The sequence below is a fragment of the Cytobacillus sp. MT66 genome (assembly GCF_058792595.1).
Genome location: NZ_JBXAFB010000005.1, coordinates 289902 through 311923, shown reverse-complemented (window position 1 = coordinate 311923; position 22022 = coordinate 289902). Strand labels below are relative to the sequence as shown.

At 36.9% G+C, this 22022-nt stretch carries 22 protein-coding genes; 7 read left to right on the top strand and 15 right to left on the bottom strand.

Annotated elements, in window-relative coordinates; genetic code table 11:
- The first annotated feature begins 25 nt into the window (after positions 1–25).
- Positions 26–1009, top strand: a complete 984-nt coding sequence (locus AC1Q59_RS11860; protein ID WP_492366025.1) for an alpha/beta fold hydrolase — start codon at positions 26–28, stop codon at positions 1007–1009.
- A gap of 294 nt (positions 1010–1303) precedes the next feature.
- Here the strand turns inward: AC1Q59_RS11860 and ftsZ are convergent, their stop codons facing one another.
- Both ftsZ and AC1Q59_RS11850 read right to left on the bottom strand, forming a co-directional pair.
- Complete coding sequence (gene ftsZ, locus AC1Q59_RS11855; RefSeq protein ID WP_492366024.1) at positions 1304–2443, bottom strand: cell division protein FtsZ; 1140 nt, start codon at positions 2441–2443, stop codon at positions 1304–1306.
- A gap of 568 nt (positions 2444–3011) precedes the next feature.
- Entirely contained in the window at positions 3012–4037 is a 1026-nt protein-coding gene (locus tag AC1Q59_RS11850) for a CapA family protein (protein ID WP_492366023.1), read from the bottom strand.
- Between the two features lie 318 nt (positions 4038–4355).
- Between AC1Q59_RS11850 and AC1Q59_RS11845 the strand changes: the two genes are divergently transcribed.
- The 4 genes from AC1Q59_RS11845 (at position 4356) to AC1Q59_RS11830 (ending at position 7694) form a co-directional block, all read left to right on the top strand.
- Positions 4356–4994 carry a class I SAM-dependent DNA methyltransferase gene (locus AC1Q59_RS11845; RefSeq protein WP_492366022.1) on the top strand — a complete coding sequence of 213 codons (639 nt, stop codon included), beginning with the start codon at positions 4356–4358 and terminating at the stop codon, positions 4992–4994.
- 19 nt (positions 4995–5013) lie between these two features.
- Complete coding sequence (locus AC1Q59_RS11840) at positions 5014–5475, top strand: S-ribosylhomocysteine lyase (protein WP_492366021.1); 462 nt, start codon at positions 5014–5016, stop codon at positions 5473–5475.
- A 152-nt stretch (positions 5476–5627) separates the two neighbouring features.
- The gene (locus tag AC1Q59_RS11835; protein ID WP_492366020.1) at positions 5628–6548 is read left to right on the top strand and encodes a PLP-dependent cysteine synthase family protein; all 921 of its coding nucleotides are present in this window, start codon (positions 5628–5630) and stop codon (positions 6546–6548) included.
- A gap of 15 nt (positions 6549–6563) precedes the next feature.
- Positions 6564–7694 carry a bifunctional cystathionine gamma-lyase/homocysteine desulfhydrase gene (locus AC1Q59_RS11830; protein ID WP_492366019.1) on the top strand — a complete coding sequence of 377 codons (1131 nt, stop codon included), beginning with the start codon at positions 6564–6566 and terminating at the stop codon, positions 7692–7694.
- Positions 7695–7768: 74 nt separating this feature from the next.
- Here AC1Q59_RS11830 and AC1Q59_RS11825 read toward each other — a convergent pair whose 3' ends face one another.
- The 6 genes from AC1Q59_RS11825 to AC1Q59_RS11800 all read right to left on the bottom strand — a co-directional run bounded on the left by AC1Q59_RS11825 (position 7769) and on the right by AC1Q59_RS11800 (position 12717).
- Positions 7769–8308, bottom strand: coding sequence for a transposase (locus AC1Q59_RS11825; protein WP_492366018.1), 540 nt, complete (start codon positions 8306–8308; stop codon positions 7769–7771).
- Entirely contained in the window at positions 8308–8901 is a 594-nt protein-coding gene (locus AC1Q59_RS11820) for an ATP-binding protein (protein ID WP_492366017.1), read from the bottom strand. Before AC1Q59_RS11820 ends, AC1Q59_RS11825 begins: the two co-directional genes overlap by 1 nt.
- Positions 8902–9117: 216 nt before the next feature.
- On the bottom strand, positions 9118–9786 hold the full coding sequence (locus AC1Q59_RS11815) for a restriction endonuclease (protein WP_492366095.1): 669 nt from the start codon (positions 9784–9786) through the stop codon (positions 9118–9120).
- 106 nt (positions 9787–9892) lie between these two features.
- The gene (locus AC1Q59_RS11810; protein ID WP_492366016.1) at positions 9893–11017 is read right to left on the bottom strand and encodes a PIN domain-containing protein; all 1125 of its coding nucleotides are present in this window, start codon (positions 11015–11017) and stop codon (positions 9893–9895) included.
- A 48-nt stretch (positions 11018–11065) separates the two neighbouring features.
- Positions 11066–11527: a hypothetical protein gene (locus tag AC1Q59_RS11805; protein ID WP_492366015.1), complete on the bottom strand. Its 462-nt coding sequence runs from the start codon at positions 11525–11527 to the stop codon at positions 11066–11068.
- Positions 11528–11847: 320 nt separating this feature from the next.
- Positions 11848–12717, bottom strand: coding sequence for a hypothetical protein (locus AC1Q59_RS11800; RefSeq protein ID WP_492366014.1), 870 nt, complete (start codon positions 12715–12717; stop codon positions 11848–11850).
- A 154-nt stretch (positions 12718–12871) separates the two neighbouring features.
- Here AC1Q59_RS11800 and AC1Q59_RS11795 point away from each other — a divergent pair, with 154 nt between their 5' ends.
- Positions 12872–13108 (top strand): DUF2188 domain-containing protein, encoded by a 237-nt coding sequence (locus AC1Q59_RS11795; protein WP_098353075.1) that lies wholly within the window; start codon positions 12872–12874, stop codon positions 13106–13108.
- A 90-nt stretch (positions 13109–13198) separates the two neighbouring features.
- Here AC1Q59_RS11795 and AC1Q59_RS11790 read toward each other — a convergent pair whose 3' ends face one another.
- From AC1Q59_RS11790 to AC1Q59_RS11775, 4 genes are all read right to left on the bottom strand, one after another.
- On the bottom strand, positions 13199–14323 hold the full coding sequence (locus AC1Q59_RS11790; RefSeq protein ID WP_492366013.1) for a hypothetical protein: 1125 nt from the start codon (positions 14321–14323) through the stop codon (positions 13199–13201).
- Positions 14313–15953, bottom strand: a complete 1641-nt coding sequence (locus AC1Q59_RS11785) for a helicase-associated domain-containing protein (RefSeq protein ID WP_492366012.1) — start codon at positions 15951–15953, stop codon at positions 14313–14315. The genes AC1Q59_RS11790 and AC1Q59_RS11785 overlap by 11 nt, the downstream gene beginning before the upstream one ends.
- Positions 15954–15965: 12 nt before the next feature.
- The gene (locus AC1Q59_RS11780) at positions 15966–16523 is read right to left on the bottom strand and encodes a metal-dependent hydrolase (protein ID WP_492366011.1); all 558 of its coding nucleotides are present in this window, start codon (positions 16521–16523) and stop codon (positions 15966–15968) included.
- 142 nt (positions 16524–16665) lie between these two features.
- Complete coding sequence (locus AC1Q59_RS11775; RefSeq protein ID WP_492366010.1) at positions 16666–17409, bottom strand: uracil-DNA glycosylase family protein; 744 nt, start codon at positions 17407–17409, stop codon at positions 16666–16668.
- A gap of 202 nt (positions 17410–17611) precedes the next feature.
- Here AC1Q59_RS11775 and AC1Q59_RS11770 point away from each other — a divergent pair, with 202 nt between their 5' ends.
- Positions 17612–18466 (top strand): DUF4365 domain-containing protein, encoded by an 855-nt coding sequence (locus AC1Q59_RS11770; protein ID WP_492366009.1) that lies wholly within the window; start codon positions 17612–17614, stop codon positions 18464–18466.
- Between the two features lie 67 nt (positions 18467–18533).
- Here AC1Q59_RS11770 and AC1Q59_RS11765 read toward each other — a convergent pair whose 3' ends face one another.
- The 3 genes from AC1Q59_RS11765 to AC1Q59_RS11755 form a co-directional block, all read right to left on the bottom strand.
- A complete protein-coding gene (locus AC1Q59_RS11765; RefSeq protein ID WP_492366094.1) occupies positions 18534–19859 on the bottom strand; it encodes a recombinase family protein in 1326 nt (441 codons plus the stop codon).
- The gene (locus AC1Q59_RS11760) at positions 19856–20266 is read right to left on the bottom strand and encodes a hypothetical protein (protein WP_492366008.1); all 411 of its coding nucleotides are present in this window, start codon (positions 20264–20266) and stop codon (positions 19856–19858) included. Before AC1Q59_RS11760 ends, AC1Q59_RS11765 begins: the two co-directional genes overlap by 4 nt.
- A gap of 153 nt (positions 20267–20419) precedes the next feature.
- Positions 20420–21484 carry a competence protein CoiA family protein gene (locus tag AC1Q59_RS11755; RefSeq protein WP_492366007.1) on the bottom strand — a complete coding sequence of 355 codons (1065 nt, stop codon included), beginning with the start codon at positions 21482–21484 and terminating at the stop codon, positions 20420–20422.
- Between the last annotated feature and the right edge of the window lie 538 nt (positions 21485–22022).

Here is a 22022-nt window from a genome sequence, read left to right as displayed (position 1 = left end):
ATAGATGTTAATTGGATTAGTCGTATTGGCAGGTTTACTTTTACTTGGATTGGTATACGAACAAGTTTTACGGCGAAGGGGTGCGGGAATACCCCATACCGGTGAAATGATTGATGTTGGCGGTTATCGCCTCCATCTAACGGATACTGGTCAAGGGGGAACCACGGTCGTCCTGATACATGGCGCGGGTGATTCCTCTTATTCGTGGATACATATTCGCAAAGAATTATCTAAGTTTACTAGAGTTATTACATATGACCGTGCAGGTATGGGCTCGAGTGATCCCGGTCCCGAGCCAACTCCCGAAAATACCATCAAAGAACTAAACAACCTGCTAGATAAGACTGGTGCCCCTGGACCCTATGTGCTTGTGGGTCATTCCTTGGGGGGACTGATTGCCCGACTCTATGCTTTGAAATATCCTAATCAGGTGGCTGGCTTAGTTTTCTTAGATTCAACGCATGAGTTTCTCAAGGATGATGTCAAGTTTAAGCAGGGCTTTGCTATGATCGGCATTATGCTGAAGATACTAAGACTCATGTCTCCATTTGGTATACCACGTTTCCTTGGTAATGTTCTAGGTATTATTCCAATGTATGGTAATGAACTTTCATATTACAAGCAGCAGCTTAGCGCCGAAGAATACAGGCAATGGAAAAATACAGTTTACAGTATTTTTGCCGGAAAGGCAGCTGGAGCCGAATTTAAAGGTGCATGGGCACATCTGGAGGTTGCCACAAATCAATTAAATAACTGTATGGAAAAACCACAGTTTGGTGACCTTCCGATCGCTGTTATCAACAACCCAGGATTTGGCGACCATTGGACCGTGATGCAAAAAGAACTTTCCTCCCGGTCAACCAACCATATCCATAAGACTAGTGATCGAAAGGGACACAGTCTGCAAATGCCACGACCCGAATATGTTATTGAAGCAATCCAACATGTAGTTGAACAAGTACAGGAACGTAACGGTCGAACCCTTGCTGAATCATATCAGGAAGCTTGATGAAACAACAAAAATGGCATACGTCAATGCGTATGCCATTTGTTATGTCTTTTTACTGTCGTGCATCCTAAAACCGAACACTTTAATTTGAGAATTCAATGTGTTTTTCTTAATAAGAGACTTATCCCAATAAGCCGACATACCCTATTCCCGCAACTGCTATTTTGTACAGGCTAATCCTCCCCCTCAAATTTCAAATTTTCATCAGAACCATGTGAAATATCTTTGTGAAACAAGATTATGCGGGTAATGCACAGGCACCTAATTTAGGGTAAATACCCTCTAATCTAACCGTTATCGTTGTCTCCGATTACGCAAAAAAGCAGGGGTATCTAGTGATTCGGGAGTTGGTTGTGTGCGCATCCTTTCACTTCGAGGCAATTCATCACGCTCGGCCCGATGATGATGGCCATGATGTAATTCTACATACGGTTCCAATCTTTCTTCTTTAATAGGGGCCGGTTTTGGTGACGGAGTTTCTTGTTCTTTAAAACCCGTCGCAATCACTGTTACTAAAACATGATTATTTAGATTCTCGTTAATCACCGAACCAAAGATCATGTTTAATTCATCGTCTGAAGCAGAAGCAACGATACTTGCGGCCTCTTGGACTTCAAATAGGCTTAAATCGCTGCCGCCTGTAATATTCATCAATACTCCTTGGGCTCCCGTGATGGACGTTTCGAGTAAAGGACTTGAAATGGCTGCTCTTGCGGCTTCAACTGCACGATCTTTCCCCTTAGCAACACCAATCCCCATTAAGGCTGTTCCTTGGTTGGACATAATTGTTTTCACATCTGCAAAATCAAGGTTGATCATCCCCGGCAAAGCAATTAAATCTGAAATCCCTTGAACCCCTTGGCGAAGGACATTATCTGCTTCACGGAACGCTTCAACCATAGGTGTTCTTTTATCAACTATCTCCAACAGGCGATCATTGGGAATAACAATTAATGTGTCTACAGCTTTCTTCATGAATTCAATGCCACTTGCTGCATTAGCTGCACGTTTGCGTCCCTCAAATTTAAACGGACGTGTAACCACCCCGATCGTCAGGGCACCAAGCGCATGAGCCATTTCAGCAATAGCTGGCGCAGCCCCTGTTCCAGTGCCACCGCCCATTCCGGCCGTAACGAAAACCATATCTGCTCCTTGCAATAATTTTTCAAGCTCCTTTTTACTTTCCATAACGGCCCGTCTGCCTACTTCTGGGTTTGCCCCCGCCCCTAAACCTCTTGTCAATTCAGCGCCAATTTGCATTGTGTTCGCTGCCCTTGATTGTTTAAGAGCCTGAGCATCTGTATTAACAGCAATAAACTCTACACCCTCTACGCCATCTTCAATCATGCGGTTTACAGCGTTGTTTCCCCCACCGCCAACTCCGATTACTTTAATTTTTGCATTTTGGTCAAAATATCCCTCAAATTCAAACATAAACATACCTCCCAATTTCCTGCCTATCTTTTTACACAAATCATTAAGGCTCCTAATATCTTCATTCAATCTTTTAAAAGTGTTATACAATACTAGACTACATGGTTGAACCCGGTTGTAATAGATTCTAGAGAACCAATTTCAATACCTGCTCGACTATTGTCCGGGTACAAAAGAAGGACAATACACAAAAAGACCCCCAATCCTACCCAGACCAGGGATCCTTCTAATTAACCATTTAGGGGTGCCACCAATATGGAATAAAATTTTGATAGGCAAAGGCTTTCTATCCACGAGTAAAGATATAGGCGATTTGCTGTGCTGCCCCTATCAGAAATTGACTATTAAAATTTTCATCAGCAAGCGTCTTTTAATTAAAAGGCTATGTTAAATTTGTCCGTTGACTTCCGCTCCAGGCGCTTCGCTTTCCGGGGGGCATTTTGTGAGCCTCCTCGTCGCTTGCGCTCCTGCGGGGTCTCACTTCAATGCTGATCCCCCAGGAGTCTACGCGCCTTCCACTCCAATCAACTAAGCGGATAAAATTAATATTAAGCTTTAACACAGCCAATTAAAAAAATAAAACGCCTTTATTAAAGTCGATTTCTTTTTTAACTCCATTTAAATTGGAGTTCGTATATAACTCATGGATGGCCTCATACGCTTCTTTACCAGATAAGTGCCGAGGCTGGAACTTAACAATTTTATTATTTGTGTGGATTGGCCAAATATCTGCCCTTATTAATCCACTTTTGTTAAAGTGTAAAGTAATTGGAAATCCATAGGTGAGGGGGGAGCGTCCGGGTGTATTGAAAATAAAGTTTCCGACACTAAAAAAAACAGGGACTCCATCCAAGATGCTTATTGGCTGATATTGGTGTGATCCATGTCCTACAATAATATCAGCACCAGCCTTCACAACCATTTTTGCCTCTAATAATTGCTTTTCTGATACGGGTTCATAATTTGTTCCCCAATGGATGGACACGATAATAGTGTTTATCCCTATTTTTCTTAAAGCCTTAATGTCATTCTGTACGGCTGTTCTAGACAAAGCAGCTACACCACTGTGATTTTTAGATGCAAAGTGTTGATATTTCTCATGATAGCTTTTCCTGAAGCTCATATAATTTAATAGTGCGACCTTAATATTTCCTTTCCTTATTACGAGCGCTCTTCTTGCTTCATTTTTATTTCTTCCTGCACCGATCGCTAGCATCGAATTTTTATTCAAATGTGTTATGGTTTCCAATAAACCTTCATGTCCGTAATCGGTCATGTGATTATTGGCCAAATAAAAAACGTTGAACCCTTTTTGTTTAAATACATCAAGCACTTGAGGCGGCATATTATAAATATAATCTTTTTCCACTTCGAGCTTTTTTGCATTTTGACTGACCGGGGACTCAAGGTTAAATGACCGCACATCCGCTGATTTGTATATTTGATCTAGGTATTTAAATGGATAGACATACCCTTCTTTGTCCAATATTTTCTGTGCCGCATCACCTAACAAAGTATCTCCGCCAATAAAGATACTTAGCTCCTTCGTGAGGTTATCAGAAACTCTGTACGCCAATGGCTTTATTGTAGTCAATAGTTATCCCCTCTCAAAAGAAGTATATGATCATCTGTAGAGGTATTGATCATATCGTGTTTGTCCTACTATTCATAGAATATGAGATATAGGATGATTTGGTTCTCCCAAGATTGAACTACTCGTTATTGACGTGGTGGAGTGCGGGGATTGTTGTTTGATCCATCGGCAATTCACGCTAGATCAAGTACCTTGATGGTACCTGGCACCCAATGTTGTCTTTCAGTGATAATCGTGGTAAAGTGACATTAACTGTAATTAAGCATAGTATATCGATAGGAATTATATGCTTTTGCTCAATTTAGGGGGAGTGTAATTATGGGGCGTGAATTTATCAAATTATTTGATAAATGGGCTGAAACCTATGACAATACAGTAGTAGGTCATGATAAAGAATATAAAGAAGTATTTGAAGGATACGATGAAATTTTAGAAGAGGTTGCTTCTAAAGTGAATGGAACGGTCGTTGAATTTGGAGTTGGGACAGGCAACTTGTCTAAAAAACTGCTTGAAAAAGGCTATAATGTATTGGGTATCGAGCCTTCTAAAGAAATGCGAATAATAGCACAGCAGAAAGTGCCTGCTCTTTCCCTGCTTGACGGTGACTTCTTAAACTTGCCAGAATTAAATGTTAACATTGATGCGTTTGTAAGTACTTGGGCTTTCCACCACCTTACTGATGAAGAAAAAAATGTGGCGATCGAAAAATATAGCCAATTACTTGAAAAAGGCGGAAAAGTTGTATTTGCAGATACTGTCTATGAAAACCCAGATGCAAAACGTTCTGTAATAGAGGATGCGGAACAAAAAGGCTTTAAGAATTTAGCTGAGGACTTAAATCGGGAATATTATACAACGATAGATATACTCCGTAAACAATTTGCCGAGCACGGTTTCTATGTAACTTTCAAACAATTAAACAAATTCGTTTGGTTAATAGAGGCCGAAAAACAATAAGCTGGAGGTCTGTTTTTAAATGCAAAAAATGAATGTTGAAAGCTTCAACCTTGATCACACAAAAGTAAAAGCACCATACGTACGTTTAGTCAGAACAACTGAAGGTGTAAATGGCGATAAAGTATACAAGTATGATATTCGTTTTTGCCAGCCTAACACAGAGCACTTGGAGATGCCTTCTCTTCACTCTTTAGAGCATATGATGGCCGAATTTATTCGTAATCACATTGATTGCGTTTTGGATATTGGACCTATGGGATGCCAAACTGGTTTTTTTCTTCAAGTAATCAACCATACAAATTATGAAGAAATTCTAGATGTATTAGAAAAAACATTAAATGATGTTTTAAATGCAACCGAGGTACCTGCTTGCAATGAAATTCAATGTGGATGGGCTGCAAGCCACAGCTTAGAAGGTGCTAAAGAAATTGCTAAAAAAATGCTAGCAAAGAAAGATGAATGGACAGAAGTGTTTTCTTAAGGCGGGAGACGAGGTCAGAATCCTTGACCCATTGTCACTTTTTTGCGTTGTCACCATAAAGACAACGCTAATATTACCCGTTAAAACCAACTATTCCACTATGAAAACATCACTTTAAATTGAAACTTTCCAAAATTATTGGGGTGCTTAAATTGAAATATTATAAACATGTACATGAACTAATAGGGAATACCCCATTAGTTGAAATAACACAATTTGAACTGCCTGATGGTGTCCGCCTTTTTGCAAAGCTTGAATTTTTAAATCCAGGCGGGAGCGTAAAAGATCGACTAGGTAAAAAACTTCTACAAACAGCCCTTGAAAAAGGCTATATTTCCGCTGGGGGTACACTTATTGAACCTACAGCTGGTAATACCGGAATTGGGCTTGCACTAGCAGCTGTTGGTACAGGGATTAACGTCATGTTTGTTGTTCCTGAAAAGTTCAGCGTTGAAAAGCAGGAGCTTATGCGTGCTTTAGGAGCAACTGTGGTCAATACGCCGACAAAAGATGGCATGACAGGAGCAATCGCTAAAACAAAGGAACTTTTAAATGAAATCCCTCATTCTTATTGCCCACAGCAATTTGAAAATCCGGCAAATCCGGAAACCTATTTTGAAACATTAGGTCCAGAAATTTGGCATGCATTAGACGGTCAGGTTAACGTCTTTGTTGCAGGAGCTGGGTCAGGTGGTACCTTCACAGGCACAGCAAACTATTTAAAAGAACAAAATCCGGCTATAAAAACCGTAATTGTTGAGCCAGAGGGCTCTATCCTAAACGGCGGTGAGTCAAGGTCACATCGAACAGAAGGAATTGGCATGGAGTTTATCCCGCCTTTTGTGGACACAGATCTTTTTGATGCGATCCATACGATTAGTGACAATGCTGCTTTTACACGCGTTCGTGAACTATCGCAAAAATGTGGTCTATTAGTAGGGAGTTCATCAGGATCGGCATTTGAAGCAAGCTTGCGTGAAGCACAAGCAGCAGAACCGGGCACAAATATTGTTACGATTTTCCCGGACAGCAGTGAACGTTATTTAAGCTCAGGTATTTATAAAAAACAATAATTTGGAGTGAAAAACATGCGTAAAAAAACACAACTCATTCATGGCGGTATAGCTAGTGACAAACATACAGGAGCAGTGTCAATACCCATTTATCATTCAAGCACGTTTAAACAAGAAGGTGTAGGAAACTTCGTATATGAATATGCAAGAACCGGAAATCCAACCCGTGAAGCGGTTGAAGCTTTAATTCGCGATATTGAGGGCGGCTATCGCGGCTTTGCTTTTGGTTCCGGAATGGCTGCGGTCACTTCTGTTATGATGCTTTTATCTGCAGGTGATCATGTCATCATTACAGACGATGTATACGGCGGCACTTTCCGTGTGATGTCAAAAGTATTAGCACGCTTTAATATTGAATATACATTCGTTGATACCAGCTCCATTGAAGAAGTTGACAAAGCAATACAACCGAATACAAAAGCGATTTATGTTGAAACACCAACCAATCCATTATTAAAAATTACAGATATCGAAGCTGTTGCTGCATTAGCTAAAGCACACGAACTTTTATTTATCGCGGACAACACATTTAGCACACCTTACTGGCAAAATCCGATTGAGCTTGGAGCAAATATTGTCCTTCATAGTGCGACCAAATATCTTGGTGGGCACAGTGACGTTGTTGCCGGATTAGTAGTAGTTGATTCCGAAGAGCTTGGTCAGCAGCTCCACTTTATCCAAAACTCTGTTGGCGGCATTCTTGGTCCACAGGATTCGTGGCTGCTAATAAGAGGAATTAGAACTTTAGGTGTACGCATGGAAGAAATTGAAGAAAACACAAGGCGCATTGTTGAATTTTTACAGAAGCAGGAAGCTGTTTCTAAAGTATATTATCCTGGACTCGTCGAACATAATGGTCATGATATTCATAAAAAACAAGCCAGAGGCTTTGGCGGCATGATCTCCTTTGATGTCGGCAGTACAGAAAAAGCGGAAGACCTCTTGCGTCGTACGAAATTCTTTACACTCGCTGAGAGCTTAGGTGCAGTCGAAAGCCTCATCTCACTTCCAGCTAAAATGACTCATGCCTCCATCCCTGCTGAACGCCGTGCAGAGCTTGGCATTACAGAAGGTCTAGTTCGTATCTCCGTTGGCCTAGAAGATGCAGAGGATTTAATTGAGGATTTAACGCAAGCATTGAAATAAGAAAAAGTGAACAGGGGGACGGTTCTTCCGTTCCCACTTGCTTCAAAAAAAGAATACAAGAACCAATCACACTTTCACAATGATTCACAATATTTCTTTCTCTTCTCCTCATCAGTTCCTAAATAATGGTCAAGGATGCTCCCAATATTCATAAAATTAGCTGGTTTAATTTTGTCATATTTATACAGGTAGTAGCTGCTCCATGGATAGTATTCAGGCCGTTTGGCCATTTTAGCTTCGACTGGATTTAGGTGGATATATCGGCTAACTTCGAGCATACCTTGTTTGTCCTCGATGATTTTGTCATAATATCTTTTTTCAAACACGTGTCCGGTGATTTTATAGCGGGTGTTGTAGTAGTTAGCGTAGCGTTTATTGATTAGGGACATAATTTTCGAAAGAGGAACTTCCCTTGAACGGATTTGCAAGTGGTAGTGATTTGTCATAAGACAATAGGAAGCGATTTCTATTGGGAACTTTTCGTGGATTTTCTCCAGGTTGTATAGATATGCCTCGAAGTCTGTTCTGCAGCGAAAAAGCGGGTCACGCCGGTTTCCCCTGCAAACCACATGATAAAATCTATTGGGGATCCATATCCTTGGTTTGCGTCCCATTATGTTTCCCTCGCTAGGACTAGATTTGAAGCCGGTTTGCTAGCTTTTCTTCTTAAGGTTGCTGCTTCCCAAATGGCTTGGTCTGTGATGTTGGGCTCACCCGCTAAGTCTGAGATGGTTCTTGCCAGCCGGATGATTTTAATCTGGACTCGGTTACTCCATTTTTGCTTGACGGTTAAGTTTGTTAGGATTCTCTGCTGGGAATCTGTTAATGGGCTGCTGTCGGTCAGCATTTCAAATGGCACTTTGGCATTCGTGATTTCCATTTGATAGCGCTTATATTGACGTCTACGTGCTGCTCCTACGCGATTACGGATCTCTTCCGAAGACTCATGACTTTTAAATGACGGGTCCAATTTAACTGATCGTAAGGTTAGTAATATATCAATACGATCATACACAGGGCCCGATAATCGATTTTGATAGGCGTGAATCTGCTTGGGTGTGCAGGTACAATAATGCTGATTTGATCCTAAGTATCCGCATGGACATGGATTCATTGCACCAACCAGGATAAATGCAGATGGATAAGTTACGGTGGAATGCACCCTGCTGATGGTTACCATTCCAGTTTCTAATGGCTGCCGAAGCATCGCCGTGGAGACGGATGGATAAAAATTTTAAAGATATAAATTGAAAGAATTCGGGTTTCTACTATTATATATTGCGTTATATTAACTCCTTCTCCCCCAGCACTCATTGATAACTTGTCACCTCGTATTTATAGCGGATTTCACTTCATTTAACGCATAAATGGCCCACCACCAATTAAGGTAGTAGGCTACTTATAACGAGTTTCTTCTATAATATTATTGTAGAACTAAACCAAATTCTGATTCTAAATTTCCAATTGACTTTCTGCTAAAGGAAATCATATATTCAAAGAAATCACTATAAGAATGTATATCTTTCAATTGATGATAACCTATAAATGAATGAATAACACTATCAATATGATCTTTGAAATTAATACCTTTAGGCGGGTCGTACAGCAGTTTGGACGTATAGAGTGCTATATTACTTAATTCTTTACAACGAGCATTAAATCTTTCTTTTTGATTATGGTTAACTTGTTTGAAGTATTGTTCAGAAAGTAAATCTGTGTATTCTCTTAATGGCAGCCCCTCATTATGTAAATTTATAATCATCGCTTCCAGCCACTTCTTTTCAAATAAACTTAGGAATTCATCCCATGTGAGAAGTTTGATATTACTATTTTCTACGGCTTGAAAGGCTCCTTCTTGAAATCCAGACTTTGAAATTATATAACCGAAATTCGCACCAAAGTCTGTAATAACTGTGCGAAAAGCATGTACTACACTTTTTGGCACTCTATAATTCCAAAGTTTACATTCACATATAAAAACAGATGATGGGACAATTTCCTCATCCTTTGCAAAAACGTCTACATTGACCGTTCCCCGCACTGTTTGTATATCCTTTTCTATAAAAACCTCATGGCCTAAACCTTTAAATATGCTGCCTACTTATCACGCCAATCAGTTGGAGAATTAATGAATATATTAATGTTAAGTCCCTCCGCTAATTTAGTTACCTAAAATATTATATCCTGAGTAAAAAATGTTAAAAAAGTTCTGTAGGATCAACATTACCAGAGTAGGGTTGTTCTTCTTTTGTTGTTTCAACATCCTTAACTTCAAAATTACTGGCCTCTCCAGAATCGTCAATCGAGAAAGTGAACTCTATTGTGTGCTGGATTGTTGTTGAACCATTATAGATATATGGATCATCACCTTTTTCATGAAACGAATTCCATAGATAAAGTGAGACATCATTCAGTACATTAAGGGAGCCATAAACTATAATTTCCTCGGGATAAATCTCTCTTTCAAATGTAGTCAAAACTACTTTTAAAATACCGTTTGACTCTGCTAGTTCAAAATCCTCTCCGGTTATAAGACTTAACTCATGAGGTGATAAATTATTAACGTAATCGTATACCTCAGAATCTAAAATATCCACAAACGTGTCCGCGATTATTTCCTGTATAAGCCTGTGATTCAAATTTTCTTCAGACCAACTAATAAGCTTGTCTAAATTATTACTTTCAACTCTCATTTCCTCATATTTTCTTTGTAACTCATCAATTAACTCTGATTCTTCTTTCATAAACTCTTCAATTGATTTAAACGGTAAAAGTCTGTTTGTGTCCTGAAGTAAGTCAGAATGAAGCGATTTTTTGTCTTTAGCATAGAAGTCCTTTGTATTATTCGATATAAAATAACTTTGGCATAAGTCATATTTTTCAACATACTTAGCATAAGTCAACCAAATTACAGTATCCTTAAATTCTTCTTTACCATGTTCAAAAGGTTTTTGAGGTAGCAATGACCTTCTCACGATCTCATTAAACATATCAAACTCTTCATGTGAAATTATCTTTACTATTCCATCATCAATTAGTTCCTGATAAAAATCATTGAATTCGTTAAGAAAAAGTTCATCGCTAATATTACTGGTTTCAATTTCAGTCCTAATTAGCTTGTTTAAATTATTCATTTCTTTCCCGAACTCTTTCCTTCTCTTTCTAACTTCCCTCCGGTAATTATTTAGGGATTCTTCATGAACGATACTCGATATATATAATTTACCTTCAACTTCCTTTAACATCTCTAAGAATTTTCTTGAAAAGTTTCTTTTAAAAAATGGGTCAGAAAATATAATATTTGAGTCCAAAAAAACATGCATTTTATATAACCTCCTCTAAGACAACACTTGCTATTTTATAAATTCATATTACTGCCTGATTATTTTCACACCTAGCTTCTTACGATTACGGCATTGCTTTTTAAATTCATTAGTTGCTGCTTTATCCCCCATAATAGTTAGCGTGGTAGCAAACTCAGCTTTATTGATAGAGCGATATAAGGCATTAATCTTTCGCTTAATATAGTTTGCAAAGTAAAAGGTAAGAATGGCTCTATCACACTCAAATTCTCTATTCTGTGTAAACCAGTCAACTAGCCTTTCAACGTGAATTTCATCCGGCATAAGAAACGCACCATCTAAATATTGAGCTGAACCAATGACTGTATCAACTGTATTGGTTGCTGACATAACACAACTGGCACCTAGATGGTCATAGTGCTCTTGCCCTTTATATTGGATAGCATAATGTTTAATTAGTTTAGTTACTTCATCTATATCAGCTTTAATATCTTGTATATCATCTGGTGTAAGTTTGATAGTTTCACTCATTATTATTCCCCTTCATAAAAACTGACCTTTTTGATAATTTTACCATATCAATAGAAAGGCTTGTCTCATAATTAAACATTTCAGAACAACAAAAAAAGCCCTCCAAGCGGCTTCATCAACCAAATCAGTGGGTTCCTACATTACTTCTTCACCATATGATATTTTCTTTTACTTTTACTATCCGGTATCTTTTCGTCATCAAAATGTAGTTTTGATTACTATGCAGTGTAGATGTATTTAAGAATGCACAAAAAATAAGCCCATCACCTTTTAAGGTAATGAGCAGACTCAGATGATTTTTATGATTTTTGAAGGTTTTATTACTTATTTCTAAGTCGTTGATCATTCAACATACGTTCATAAGCTTTACTGTTTTTAAATTTTTCTGGGTCTTTTTTTATGGCTTCAATAATTTTTTCTCGCTGCTTATCAGACATTTGCTCCATTGATTTTTTACGTTCTTGAGCAAGATATTCAAATTCTGAAAATAATGGTGAAGTAATATGCTGAGGTTTATTAGGGTCAAATCTACCCTTTTTATGTACTAAGGTGTTATTCCAGGATTCTTGTTTAGCCGATTTAATAATAGTAACTAAGACTAACCCTTGAAGATTCATAAAAACGTAGTATGAATCATGATCATGGCTGATAAATGTATAACCAAAAACACTACCTCCAAAAACAGTATGTAAGTTTAAATCAGCCATATCTTCTGAAGCTGTTTCTATAGGATTGAAAAAGAATACATGATTTTCTATATCCCTTAAATCTTGACTTTCTCCTAATAAAAAGCCCCGCATAACTTTTTCAGCATGAATTAACACATCTAATCTGAAGGGATCAATGTTCTGCTCTGACACAAATCCGATAATGTCCAAATACAAATTGCGCCAGTTCACAGAGGCTATAAATCGGTTAAACCAAGGACCATACTCGAATTCTTGTAACGTCCCTGACTGATATTTATGATAAATTGTGTTTGCAAAAGTTGTTTCATCTTGATTAAACAAATCCTCACATTCTCCACATAGCATTTGTTGCTTGTCACCATCTTGTATTTTTCTATTTGGTTCACTCATTAATCGCATATTACCAGTAGGAGAGTTCTTTTTCATGCTACGATAAACGAATTTCGGAATTATATGACTTACTTCTAAAGTGGTACCTTTTTTACACAAAGCACATTCCATACTATACACCCCCTAGAAATTAATACTGTTTCTTCACACTCTAGCAATGTAAACTGCCGACATCTATTAAATTTAGTTTATCAAAATTCCCAGTAAATAGAAGGTGTTTCTTATAAATTTGTTGAATTTTGTAAAAAAGGAGGGAGGTGTAATAATGGCAAACAAAGATAATCAATACGTTGTAAGACACGGAGATAAATGGGCTGTTCGTGGTGAGAACAAATCAAGGGTAGCAAAAACATTCGATACTCAAAGGGATGCTATAAGTTACGGAAGAGAACGGGCCAAAAGCAACAGTTCAGAATTAAGGATTCAAGGGAAAAATGGTAAGTTTCGAGATTCAGACAGCTACGGGAATGACCCAAACCCACCAAAAGATAAAAAGCATTAGCCAGCATATCCGGAGCTAACAAGTAGAAATAACCCACCAAGTATCCGTATAGAATCCTATACATCAACTCGGTGGGTTCCTTTGATATCTTTATACTTCTTCTTTTAATTTATTAATTGCTATCTTAAGTTCATAATCTACTACATCTGGAATTGCTGAAGCGCATCCAGTTAAAGTGTAATGAAATTCTTGTGTGATTTTTTTATTTTTCATTATCTGATCAAGTTCAATATCAAATACTAAAAAGTAATGTGAATCTTTCAATCTACATACTGGCAGAAGTTCAAATAGTATAAATGGATCGTAATGATAAGGTACAAAAATTTCAAATGAAGCTGATACTAACAATGCTTCTTGATTCCATAACGGATGAACTTGCTTTTTAGTAAGATACCAGCCCTCAGGCATCAATTGAACATATGTTTTTCCTGACTCCCTATGAACCTGTATTAAACCTAATTGCCTTGTTTGGTCAAATTCCATAGCAGTGTCTGAAATAACAGTCATATCAACCCATTCATCAGGGTTCTGTTGGTATTTGGAGATTTTTTGTAAAAACAAAATACCTCTACTTCCAACCTGATTCTCATAAAAATTTTCTAAAACCTTGTCTATTGTTTGCTTTTTCCATTTTGTATAAGCAGATACATTAAGTTCATATAGATGTTTAGTTTTCTTGAGAAATCCATAGTTAACTAAAGTATTAATTACTTTCCAAACTGTTTCCTTGTCCATGATTAACTCTTCTGTCAAAAGACGAACATTACGATCATTTTTTCTATGCGTTAATTTCACATTCTGTTCTCTTTCAAAGTAATTAAGTAATAATACACACTTTAAGAAAAAGCTTTGGTTAGTACCTTCACTAATTGATGAAAATGTTTTAACAAACATCGATCTTGACCACTGGATTAAACAATCTTTCAAATCATCTGGAAGCTCTCCCTCAACAAGTATTCCGTAATCATTAAATAACTGTGCTTGTTCATTATTAATTGGCTTTTGAATATGTGCAAAAAGAAGTAAATCATTTATTGTCTGTTCGCCAAAGCTTTGTATTACACGATGAAACTTTTTTGAATCTTGATAAAATGCTGCGATATCCTTAGCAACCCATGATTTCGTAGCATCTTTAAAAGGTTCTATTTTTAATTTGTTCAGGATATCCTCTAAATGTTCTTCACCTAACTGCAATAGGGCTTCTCTATGATTCAAAAAACTCACCCCTATCCACTAGCTCCTCAAATGTAAGAATTCGATAATGAAATCCATAATTGATAAGTCTTCGTCTTCTTTTGGAATAATGTCTTTCCTCATCCGTATTTAATGAAACGAGCGAGTACAATACAGCATCTTCTTTCCACTCTTCTGCCGGCAGTAATTTCCCCAGCCGGAGATATTCTTCCCTTACAGACCCTTGCTGATGGGATAAGGCAATCATCACTTCAACCATGGAAAGTGGCATATTTTCAATAAGTTTTGAGGATGTTATTAATTTATCAATCTCTCTACTGTTAAATGAACTTATAAGGTATTTTTGCTTTTCTTCACCTAATTGATTCGTCAAGGTATCTATTTCAATTAGTTCACTACATGCTGTTGTAACCTCATTGAAATAAGAAACAACCAATAATCTTTTTGCTTTCTCTTTTTTTAATAAAATGGATAACGCCTTATATTTGTTAGAATTTAAAGTGTCCGGATTTACTTTCTTATTATGATCTCTAGCTATATATTTACGCCACTCATCTGGAGGTAAAGGGATTTTAATTTCTACGCACCTAACTGGAACTTGGTATCCTCGGTTTACCAGGGTTCGATGCAGTACTTCGTACCATCTTGGCCCAATTAATGCTAAAACAAGATGGCCATTGCCATCAGATCTCGCAAGAGTAGAGGCTAAAGCTAATTTGTTTGTTGCTTGAATATCTGCTGTTTTTTCATGGGTTGGCGTTGGAAGTTTATGAGCATCATCATATATCACAAAACCAAAGCCCACCAAATCCTCTACGTGATCAGCAAGAATTTCATATGTTCCAATTGTAATTGGTTTTAAGCTTTTGTCTTCCTTACTAAAGATTGTAATATTGCTCTCAGATAGGTCTGTCTTTTTAATGAGTTCACTTTTCCACTTCTCTGCCCTATGTTTATCTTCGACAATTATTAGTGTTGATATTTTTAATGCCTCAATAATTTTAATTCCGACTAGGATCTTTCCTGAGTTCGGTGGCATAATTATCGTGCCACCACCTCCAGCTTGGTGGTTAAAAGTTAAATACGACTCAACGGCAGCATACTGGTAATCCAATAGTTGAAGGTTTATGCTGGTAATATCTAATTCCTCTCCAACTTCATATACAATATCTTTTGCAAATAATTCATGCTCAAAGAGTAGTTTCTTAACCTCTTTTCTGTACCGAGCTTTAAACAATAAAGTCTTCGGATCCGGATGACCTACGATTTTACTTTGAATTCCCTCAATGGCTTTAATTTCGCTTATTAACTCTTCCGTTCTTGCCTGTAATTGCAAACGATCATCATCCATGGAAAATTGTAATGCTCCAAAATGGTTCATATTCTTTTTAATAGTCTCTTTTAACGAATCTGGTACTACATTTTGAGATTGTTCCTCTAAGAAACGAATAATAAAATCTACTTCTACCCCTTTTGCCTTTGCAGTCCATAACGCGTATGGGGTTAAAGCATATGTATGAACTTGCTCGGGTGCCTTAATTAAATCTGCGAATTCAATTAATTCCTGACCGACTTCTCCTTTTTCATCTAAACCTTCCAACAAATAAACATTCCTGCTGTCAGGATGAATGACCAATGGTTTTCTATACACTTCACCACTTCCTCATTTAGATATTGTCTTTAGGTAATCCATTAATATATGAATAATTGAAGAAACTAACTCTACTGTTGATTGAATCAAATAGGGGTAAAGCTTTCCGAATGCAAACACAAAATAGAATAATAGAAAAGTAAAAATGTAGAGTAATATGTCCTCTGTAAAACTACCTGTTTTGTATGTAAAGGGGAGATTCGGACGGACTGGTTTAAATGGGGCAAGAATAGGAATGCTTCGTACTGAAAATAAGTCTCCGATTAAATGAAACAGGTATCCTAACGAAAGGCCAACTGTTAAGAAAGATGGGTAGATTAAAAAAACAACTGATACAAGCATCCATGCAAATAAACTATGTGTAATTCCTCGATGTCCATATCTTTGTTTAACATATTTAGAAAGACCAAAGGATCTACGACCAATGAACGACCGCGGTTCATCGATATCCGGCAGCAAGCTACCAAAACATATCCCAATTACATATCCAATATGAAAAGGATAGTTTAACATAATTGCCAAACCAGCACCTGCTGTTAACGAGCTTACGATGTGTGTTTTATAACGCAATATAACCAAGCTCCCCATATGATTTTATTTTATGGATATGCTCGGTTATTTATGGATATAACTTTTTTACTATATAAGTTCAAAATCAACATCCGCTAAAAAACTACGATTAGTACTTTATTTCCCTCTATTTCTAAATCATCTATGACAATTCTTTTACACTATCAAAAGCAAATTTACATGCTTTCTTAATAATTACATGTTCCCGGTCCACAGCTGGAATACCTGAGTAATCATAAACCCAACGAGGATGTGCAAAGTGTATTACCTTTATCCATTTTCTCCCTCTAAATTTAAAGTCATATACATCTCCATGTCTTTTATCTAAGTATCGATTATTAAACGACATTAAAGGATTTTGAGACAGCACACCAACCTGTGAGGGTGTATCACATATGCACCTTAATGAATTTAGTGCAATTGCACCACAAACTATTATCAACTCTAAATTAGGTAGCTCATCTATTTCTTGAATCAGATACTCATTGCTACATGTTCTTAAGTCACCTTTATCTTTATTTCCTTCTACTCTACATTTTATTGCGTCAGTGAAATAAACTTCCTTCATGGCTGTTTCAAAATAATTCAAATGCCTCGAAATATAACCATCACGTCTTAAAAACTTAAAAATCTGTAAATGATACGTATAATATTTTGCCAGCCAAGCAGGGAAGTGTTTCCTATGATATTTAGCCTTTTCCATTGGTGAATAATTGGCAATATATTTGTCATCACCACCAGGTGTTCCACCCGGTTCCTCATAAATTATCATTACCTTTAAGTTCTCTTTATTTTGCTCTGTATCATAAAATAAAACCTCACGGTCAGAATTGAATTTGCAAGCTTTACATGGTTTGTAAATCCTATCTATTATTTTACCTTTCAAACTTGATCATTCTCCCTTCCTTGTTGGTAACACTCACTCTATTATCCCTATTATATTTTTATATGTTTTACACTACTTTTTAGAAACGTGTAAAAAGCAAGGTTCTTCTCTATTACAAAATTATACCAAATTTATTATTTACCATCTTAATGGCATTGTGAAATAATCAATATGTTAAGTATATTTTATATAGGGGGATTATATGACTAGTAAACAAAAGATAGCAGAGGAATATATCAAAGCAACCGAAAGTCAACGAACTGAACGTTCTGGAATTCATTTTGTAGGAGCATCTGTAGAATCAGTTATGAAATGGGCTTTTAGAGAACAGCCAATAAATGATTACGGAATTGATGCACACATTGAGATGCTAATGGGAGATAAGCCTACTGGTAGATTAATAGCACTGCAAATTAAATCTGGATCTAGTTGGTTTAAAGATGGATGGGAAAACCAAGCTGATGAAAATGAAAGAGAAATTATATTCTATGGGTCACTAAAACATTATGACTACTGGTTGAACCACGCACTACCTGTCTTAATTGTTGTAGTTCACCCTAAAACACAAATTTGTTACTGGCAGCATATCACAACCGCGACTACAGAAAAGCTTGATGCAAGTTTTAAGGTATCTATCCCAAAGGACCAAGTATTAAATGATACTTTATATATAAAAACACTTGAAGAAATTGCACATAATCAAAGTACACAACAATTAAAATTTGCCTCTTTGAAAGCTAGTAGATATCTAATAGAATTACGCCTAAAAGATTATCAGATAAAATTAGCTTGTAATCCCACTGAAAAGCCAGAGCTATATAAAATCCTTATTGAAATTTTATCTAGTGATCAATCTAAGGTAATTGATAGAGTCACTTGGGACTTTTATTTTGATCCCACTAAGGATTTCGACAAATCAATAAAGGAATACCTAAGTTGGGCAAATTTGGAATTAGCTAGTAGCAGCCCAAATAAGCACTATACTTACTTTATTGATGTTAATAAGTTAGGTACTGCCTTTTTAACAGTAGATAAATTTCTTGAAAGTAGCCATTGATAATATAAAGACAGACCCACCAAGTATCCGTATAGAAACCTATACATCAACTCGGTGGGTACCTTTATCACTTCTTCACTATATAATATTTATGCTTTCTTTGACGTTCCGGCAAGAATTTCTTCTGCAGCTTCCTCTCTTCGATTAGTGGTAATACTATGCTTTTTCGGAAATAGGAAGGTGATATCGTCATCAACGTGTTCATAAACTCCAAGATTTCTCCCCACAGCCGTGGTTCTTCACAATACTCCAGTAAGGCCGTCACTTCCGGCCCTTTCAAAAAGTCCGCTTGTTTTTTCTTTCGCCTATCGTGGCGCCTAGCTTTCTTTTCCTCTAAAAGCTGATGTCGGTAGCTTTCATACCTTTCAACCGTAGACCACTCTATTCCCATACTGAAATGGTAAACTACCTTTCCGTCCTTATAGACCGTAGCTTGCTCGACAAACTGTGAGTAAAGCTCTGCAGGAAAAACATGCTGTTGTTCCTCATTCACCTTTTTTACTTGCTTCATTAGCTCTTTAACTTCATGTTTATATTTCTCCGCTACCTTCTTACGATCGGAGAATGCTTTTAGCTGCTTATGCAGATTTACTAACTCTCCACTTAAATCATCTACTCTTTTAGAATCTTGCCCGTCTTGATGGAGCTCTTCATCTACCGCTTCATACAGCGCTTGATTCAACTGCTCAATTCTTTTTTGAACCTCTTCTTCTTGTTTCAGTTCCTGGGCACTTAGCTCCGTTTGAGAAATGGCCTTATTTACTTTTTCCCGAAATACCTCATTTTGATGAAGTTCCTTTAACATGTTGATAAAGTGCTGTTCGAAATAGGTTTGTTGAAAGCGATGCGAGGAACAGCCATAGACAGCAAAATATTTCTGAGCTAGCCTACATACCCATCGGTGAACCTCGTATCCTTCATCATCACCACGTCGTTCTACAGAGCGTTGATGAGTAAAACCATTTCCGCATTCTCCACATTGAAATTTATCTATAAAAGCCTCATTTTTATTGTTATTTTTCGAGTATTTCTTGTGGTTACGAGTCTTAAAGGCCGTCGAGCGTTCCTTCATGATTGCTTGTACAGCCTCCCATTCTTCCGGATCAATGATCGCTTCATGATGGCCTTCAATATAATATTGAGGTAACTCTCCTCGGTTCGTAGCAGCCTTTTCTTCTAAAGTATCTAGCATAAAGTATTTTTGATAGAGGTAGTCGCCTTTATAGACAACATTTGTTAGGATCTCCTTCACAGTACTTAAGCTCCAAATCTCTCTTCCTTGTGGGGTAGGAATCCGGTCCTGAGTTAACGCTGTTATAATTTGCGTATTATTTTTGCCGGCTTGTATATCAGCATATATACGACGGACGACTTTTGCCTCTTCTTCATCTATAAGCCACCGATGTTTCTCTCCGATACTTCTGGATGGTGCCTGGCACCCGATGTTATTGGATAGGACATGATTTTTTCAGATTGTTTAAACTCAATTCCTTGCTCTTTTATTTTCTGCAGCAACTGTGGCATTGATATCTTATTGTGATAAATGAGTTCGAAAGAATTTAACACTATTTCTTTCCATTTACTTTGGTCACCAATAAAATAAGATTCACCATTTACATAATGATTTAAAATCTCATCAGCCTTCCATTTTGGAAGTCTGGTTGTTATGTTATTCTTTACTTCCCTGGTTTGGTCATTTTCTAAAGTAGCTGAAGCCCCCGCTGTTTCATTTATTAGAGCGTTTTCAATACTCTGTAGATCCTTCTCGACCTCACTATCTACTCCATAATATTTCGACATATGCTGTACCACTTGTTTGTACCAATAAGGCTTAGTAGATAAATTGTTCCTCTGTAAGGATTCCATATCCCTTTTCAAGTCTGTATCCATTTGCTGCTGGCTTCGTCCAGTAAAAGGAACATCCAATGTGCTGTCATAATAATCTCTTGAATTTTAAGCTGCTATTTTCTTTCGTTCTTCTTCCCTAGCTCTGACAAACTCTCTTTGTTTCCGTTCCTCTTCTTTCTTTCTAGCTCTTTCTAACTCTTGTTGCTTTCGGATATCTTCTTGTTGCTGATAGAGCTGCTCAAGTTGTCTTTTAAGATCTTCTCGATACCCATCCTCGTTCTCGTTGGTATAAAGAAAATCAGATTGTTGATGATTAATTGTTAAAGCTTTTTCCAATGGTACTTTTATTGGCTTGTATACTGTTCTGGTTTTTCTAAGGTTTTCATGTTCATGTAAAAATCGGATAATATTAATTTCACGTTCATGGGGAACAAAGTAAACCATGCTTTTTACTTGAAGATTGAAAGGACGATGATTAAGTAAAGCCTCTTTCAGATTCGGTTCCAATCCTCTTATAAATTCGGTCCATAAGTAATCTTGCTTGGTTTGACTAACACATAATAATTCTCCATCTACGAGAGAAACATGGTTAATTTCAGGTTCATAAGCTAACCAATAACTATCAAATAAAAAAATAGGGGTGAATTGATGCTGTATGTATGCATGTCTACGCTTATTTAGGCTATTTGCATATTTTCTATCATTTTTTAGCCCTGTTAAATAATCAATCGCCCATCTTTTGCCATCTGGAAATTCAAGGATAAAATCAGGAACAAAAGACAATGTACTCTTAAATCGATTTCCATCGATCAACCTTATATTATTTATTTTACAGGTTCCTTCTAGGTAAGTTCGTAAAATGGCTTTACCGGCTCGATGTTTCGGTACATCCTCTAAATGTTCCTTTTGGCTTTTGTACATTTTATGATTTTCGCTATAGGAGCATTTTTCCTTATCATAATGTCTAAAGTAAAACACCTTATCTTCTGATAAAACCATTTCTACCCGCTCATCACAACATACACATCGAAAGTCGCCTTTTTGTGAAAATCGCCGATAACGATCATTTAACTGTTTTTTGACTTTATTTCGTTCGTAGCCCTGTTCTTCTAGTTCTATTCCCAAACTTTCGATGTCAATTTCGTAATCATTTAATAATGCAACATTCATCTTTTCTCCCCCTATTGTACAAATACCAAGGATTATGTAGATACTAATGTTGAGTGATTATATTAAACTATTATTCGGGTGGTGAATGGCACCCAGATTCATGAAATCATTGAAATCCAATCGGAAGTTAACTTCTTTTAAGAAGGCTTGGATTTTAAAAAATAATAAACAGATACAATCCCTTGAAATTATATTAGCAGCTGCTAAGCATCTTTGTGAAACAAAATTTTTTTGGGTGGTGCCAGGCAACTGTAACTCTTAATGTTCCATTTGAATACTTATTTAGAAAATGTCATTTCTTTATCACAATGCTCAAAAATTAACATATAATATTTTGTTAGCAGTTCTCGCCTGTCTCATGGGGGGCGATAAAAATAGAATCAATTGAATGGATTTTTCTATTATTAATATTAGTTTTTCAATTTTCCAAAACTCCCTTGTACCCAGATATAAAACGACTGCTAAAAATACTGTTAAAGAAATTGTTTAAAAACAAAAATTAATGAGACCTCGGCGGGTTCTACTCCTTTTAAAAGGA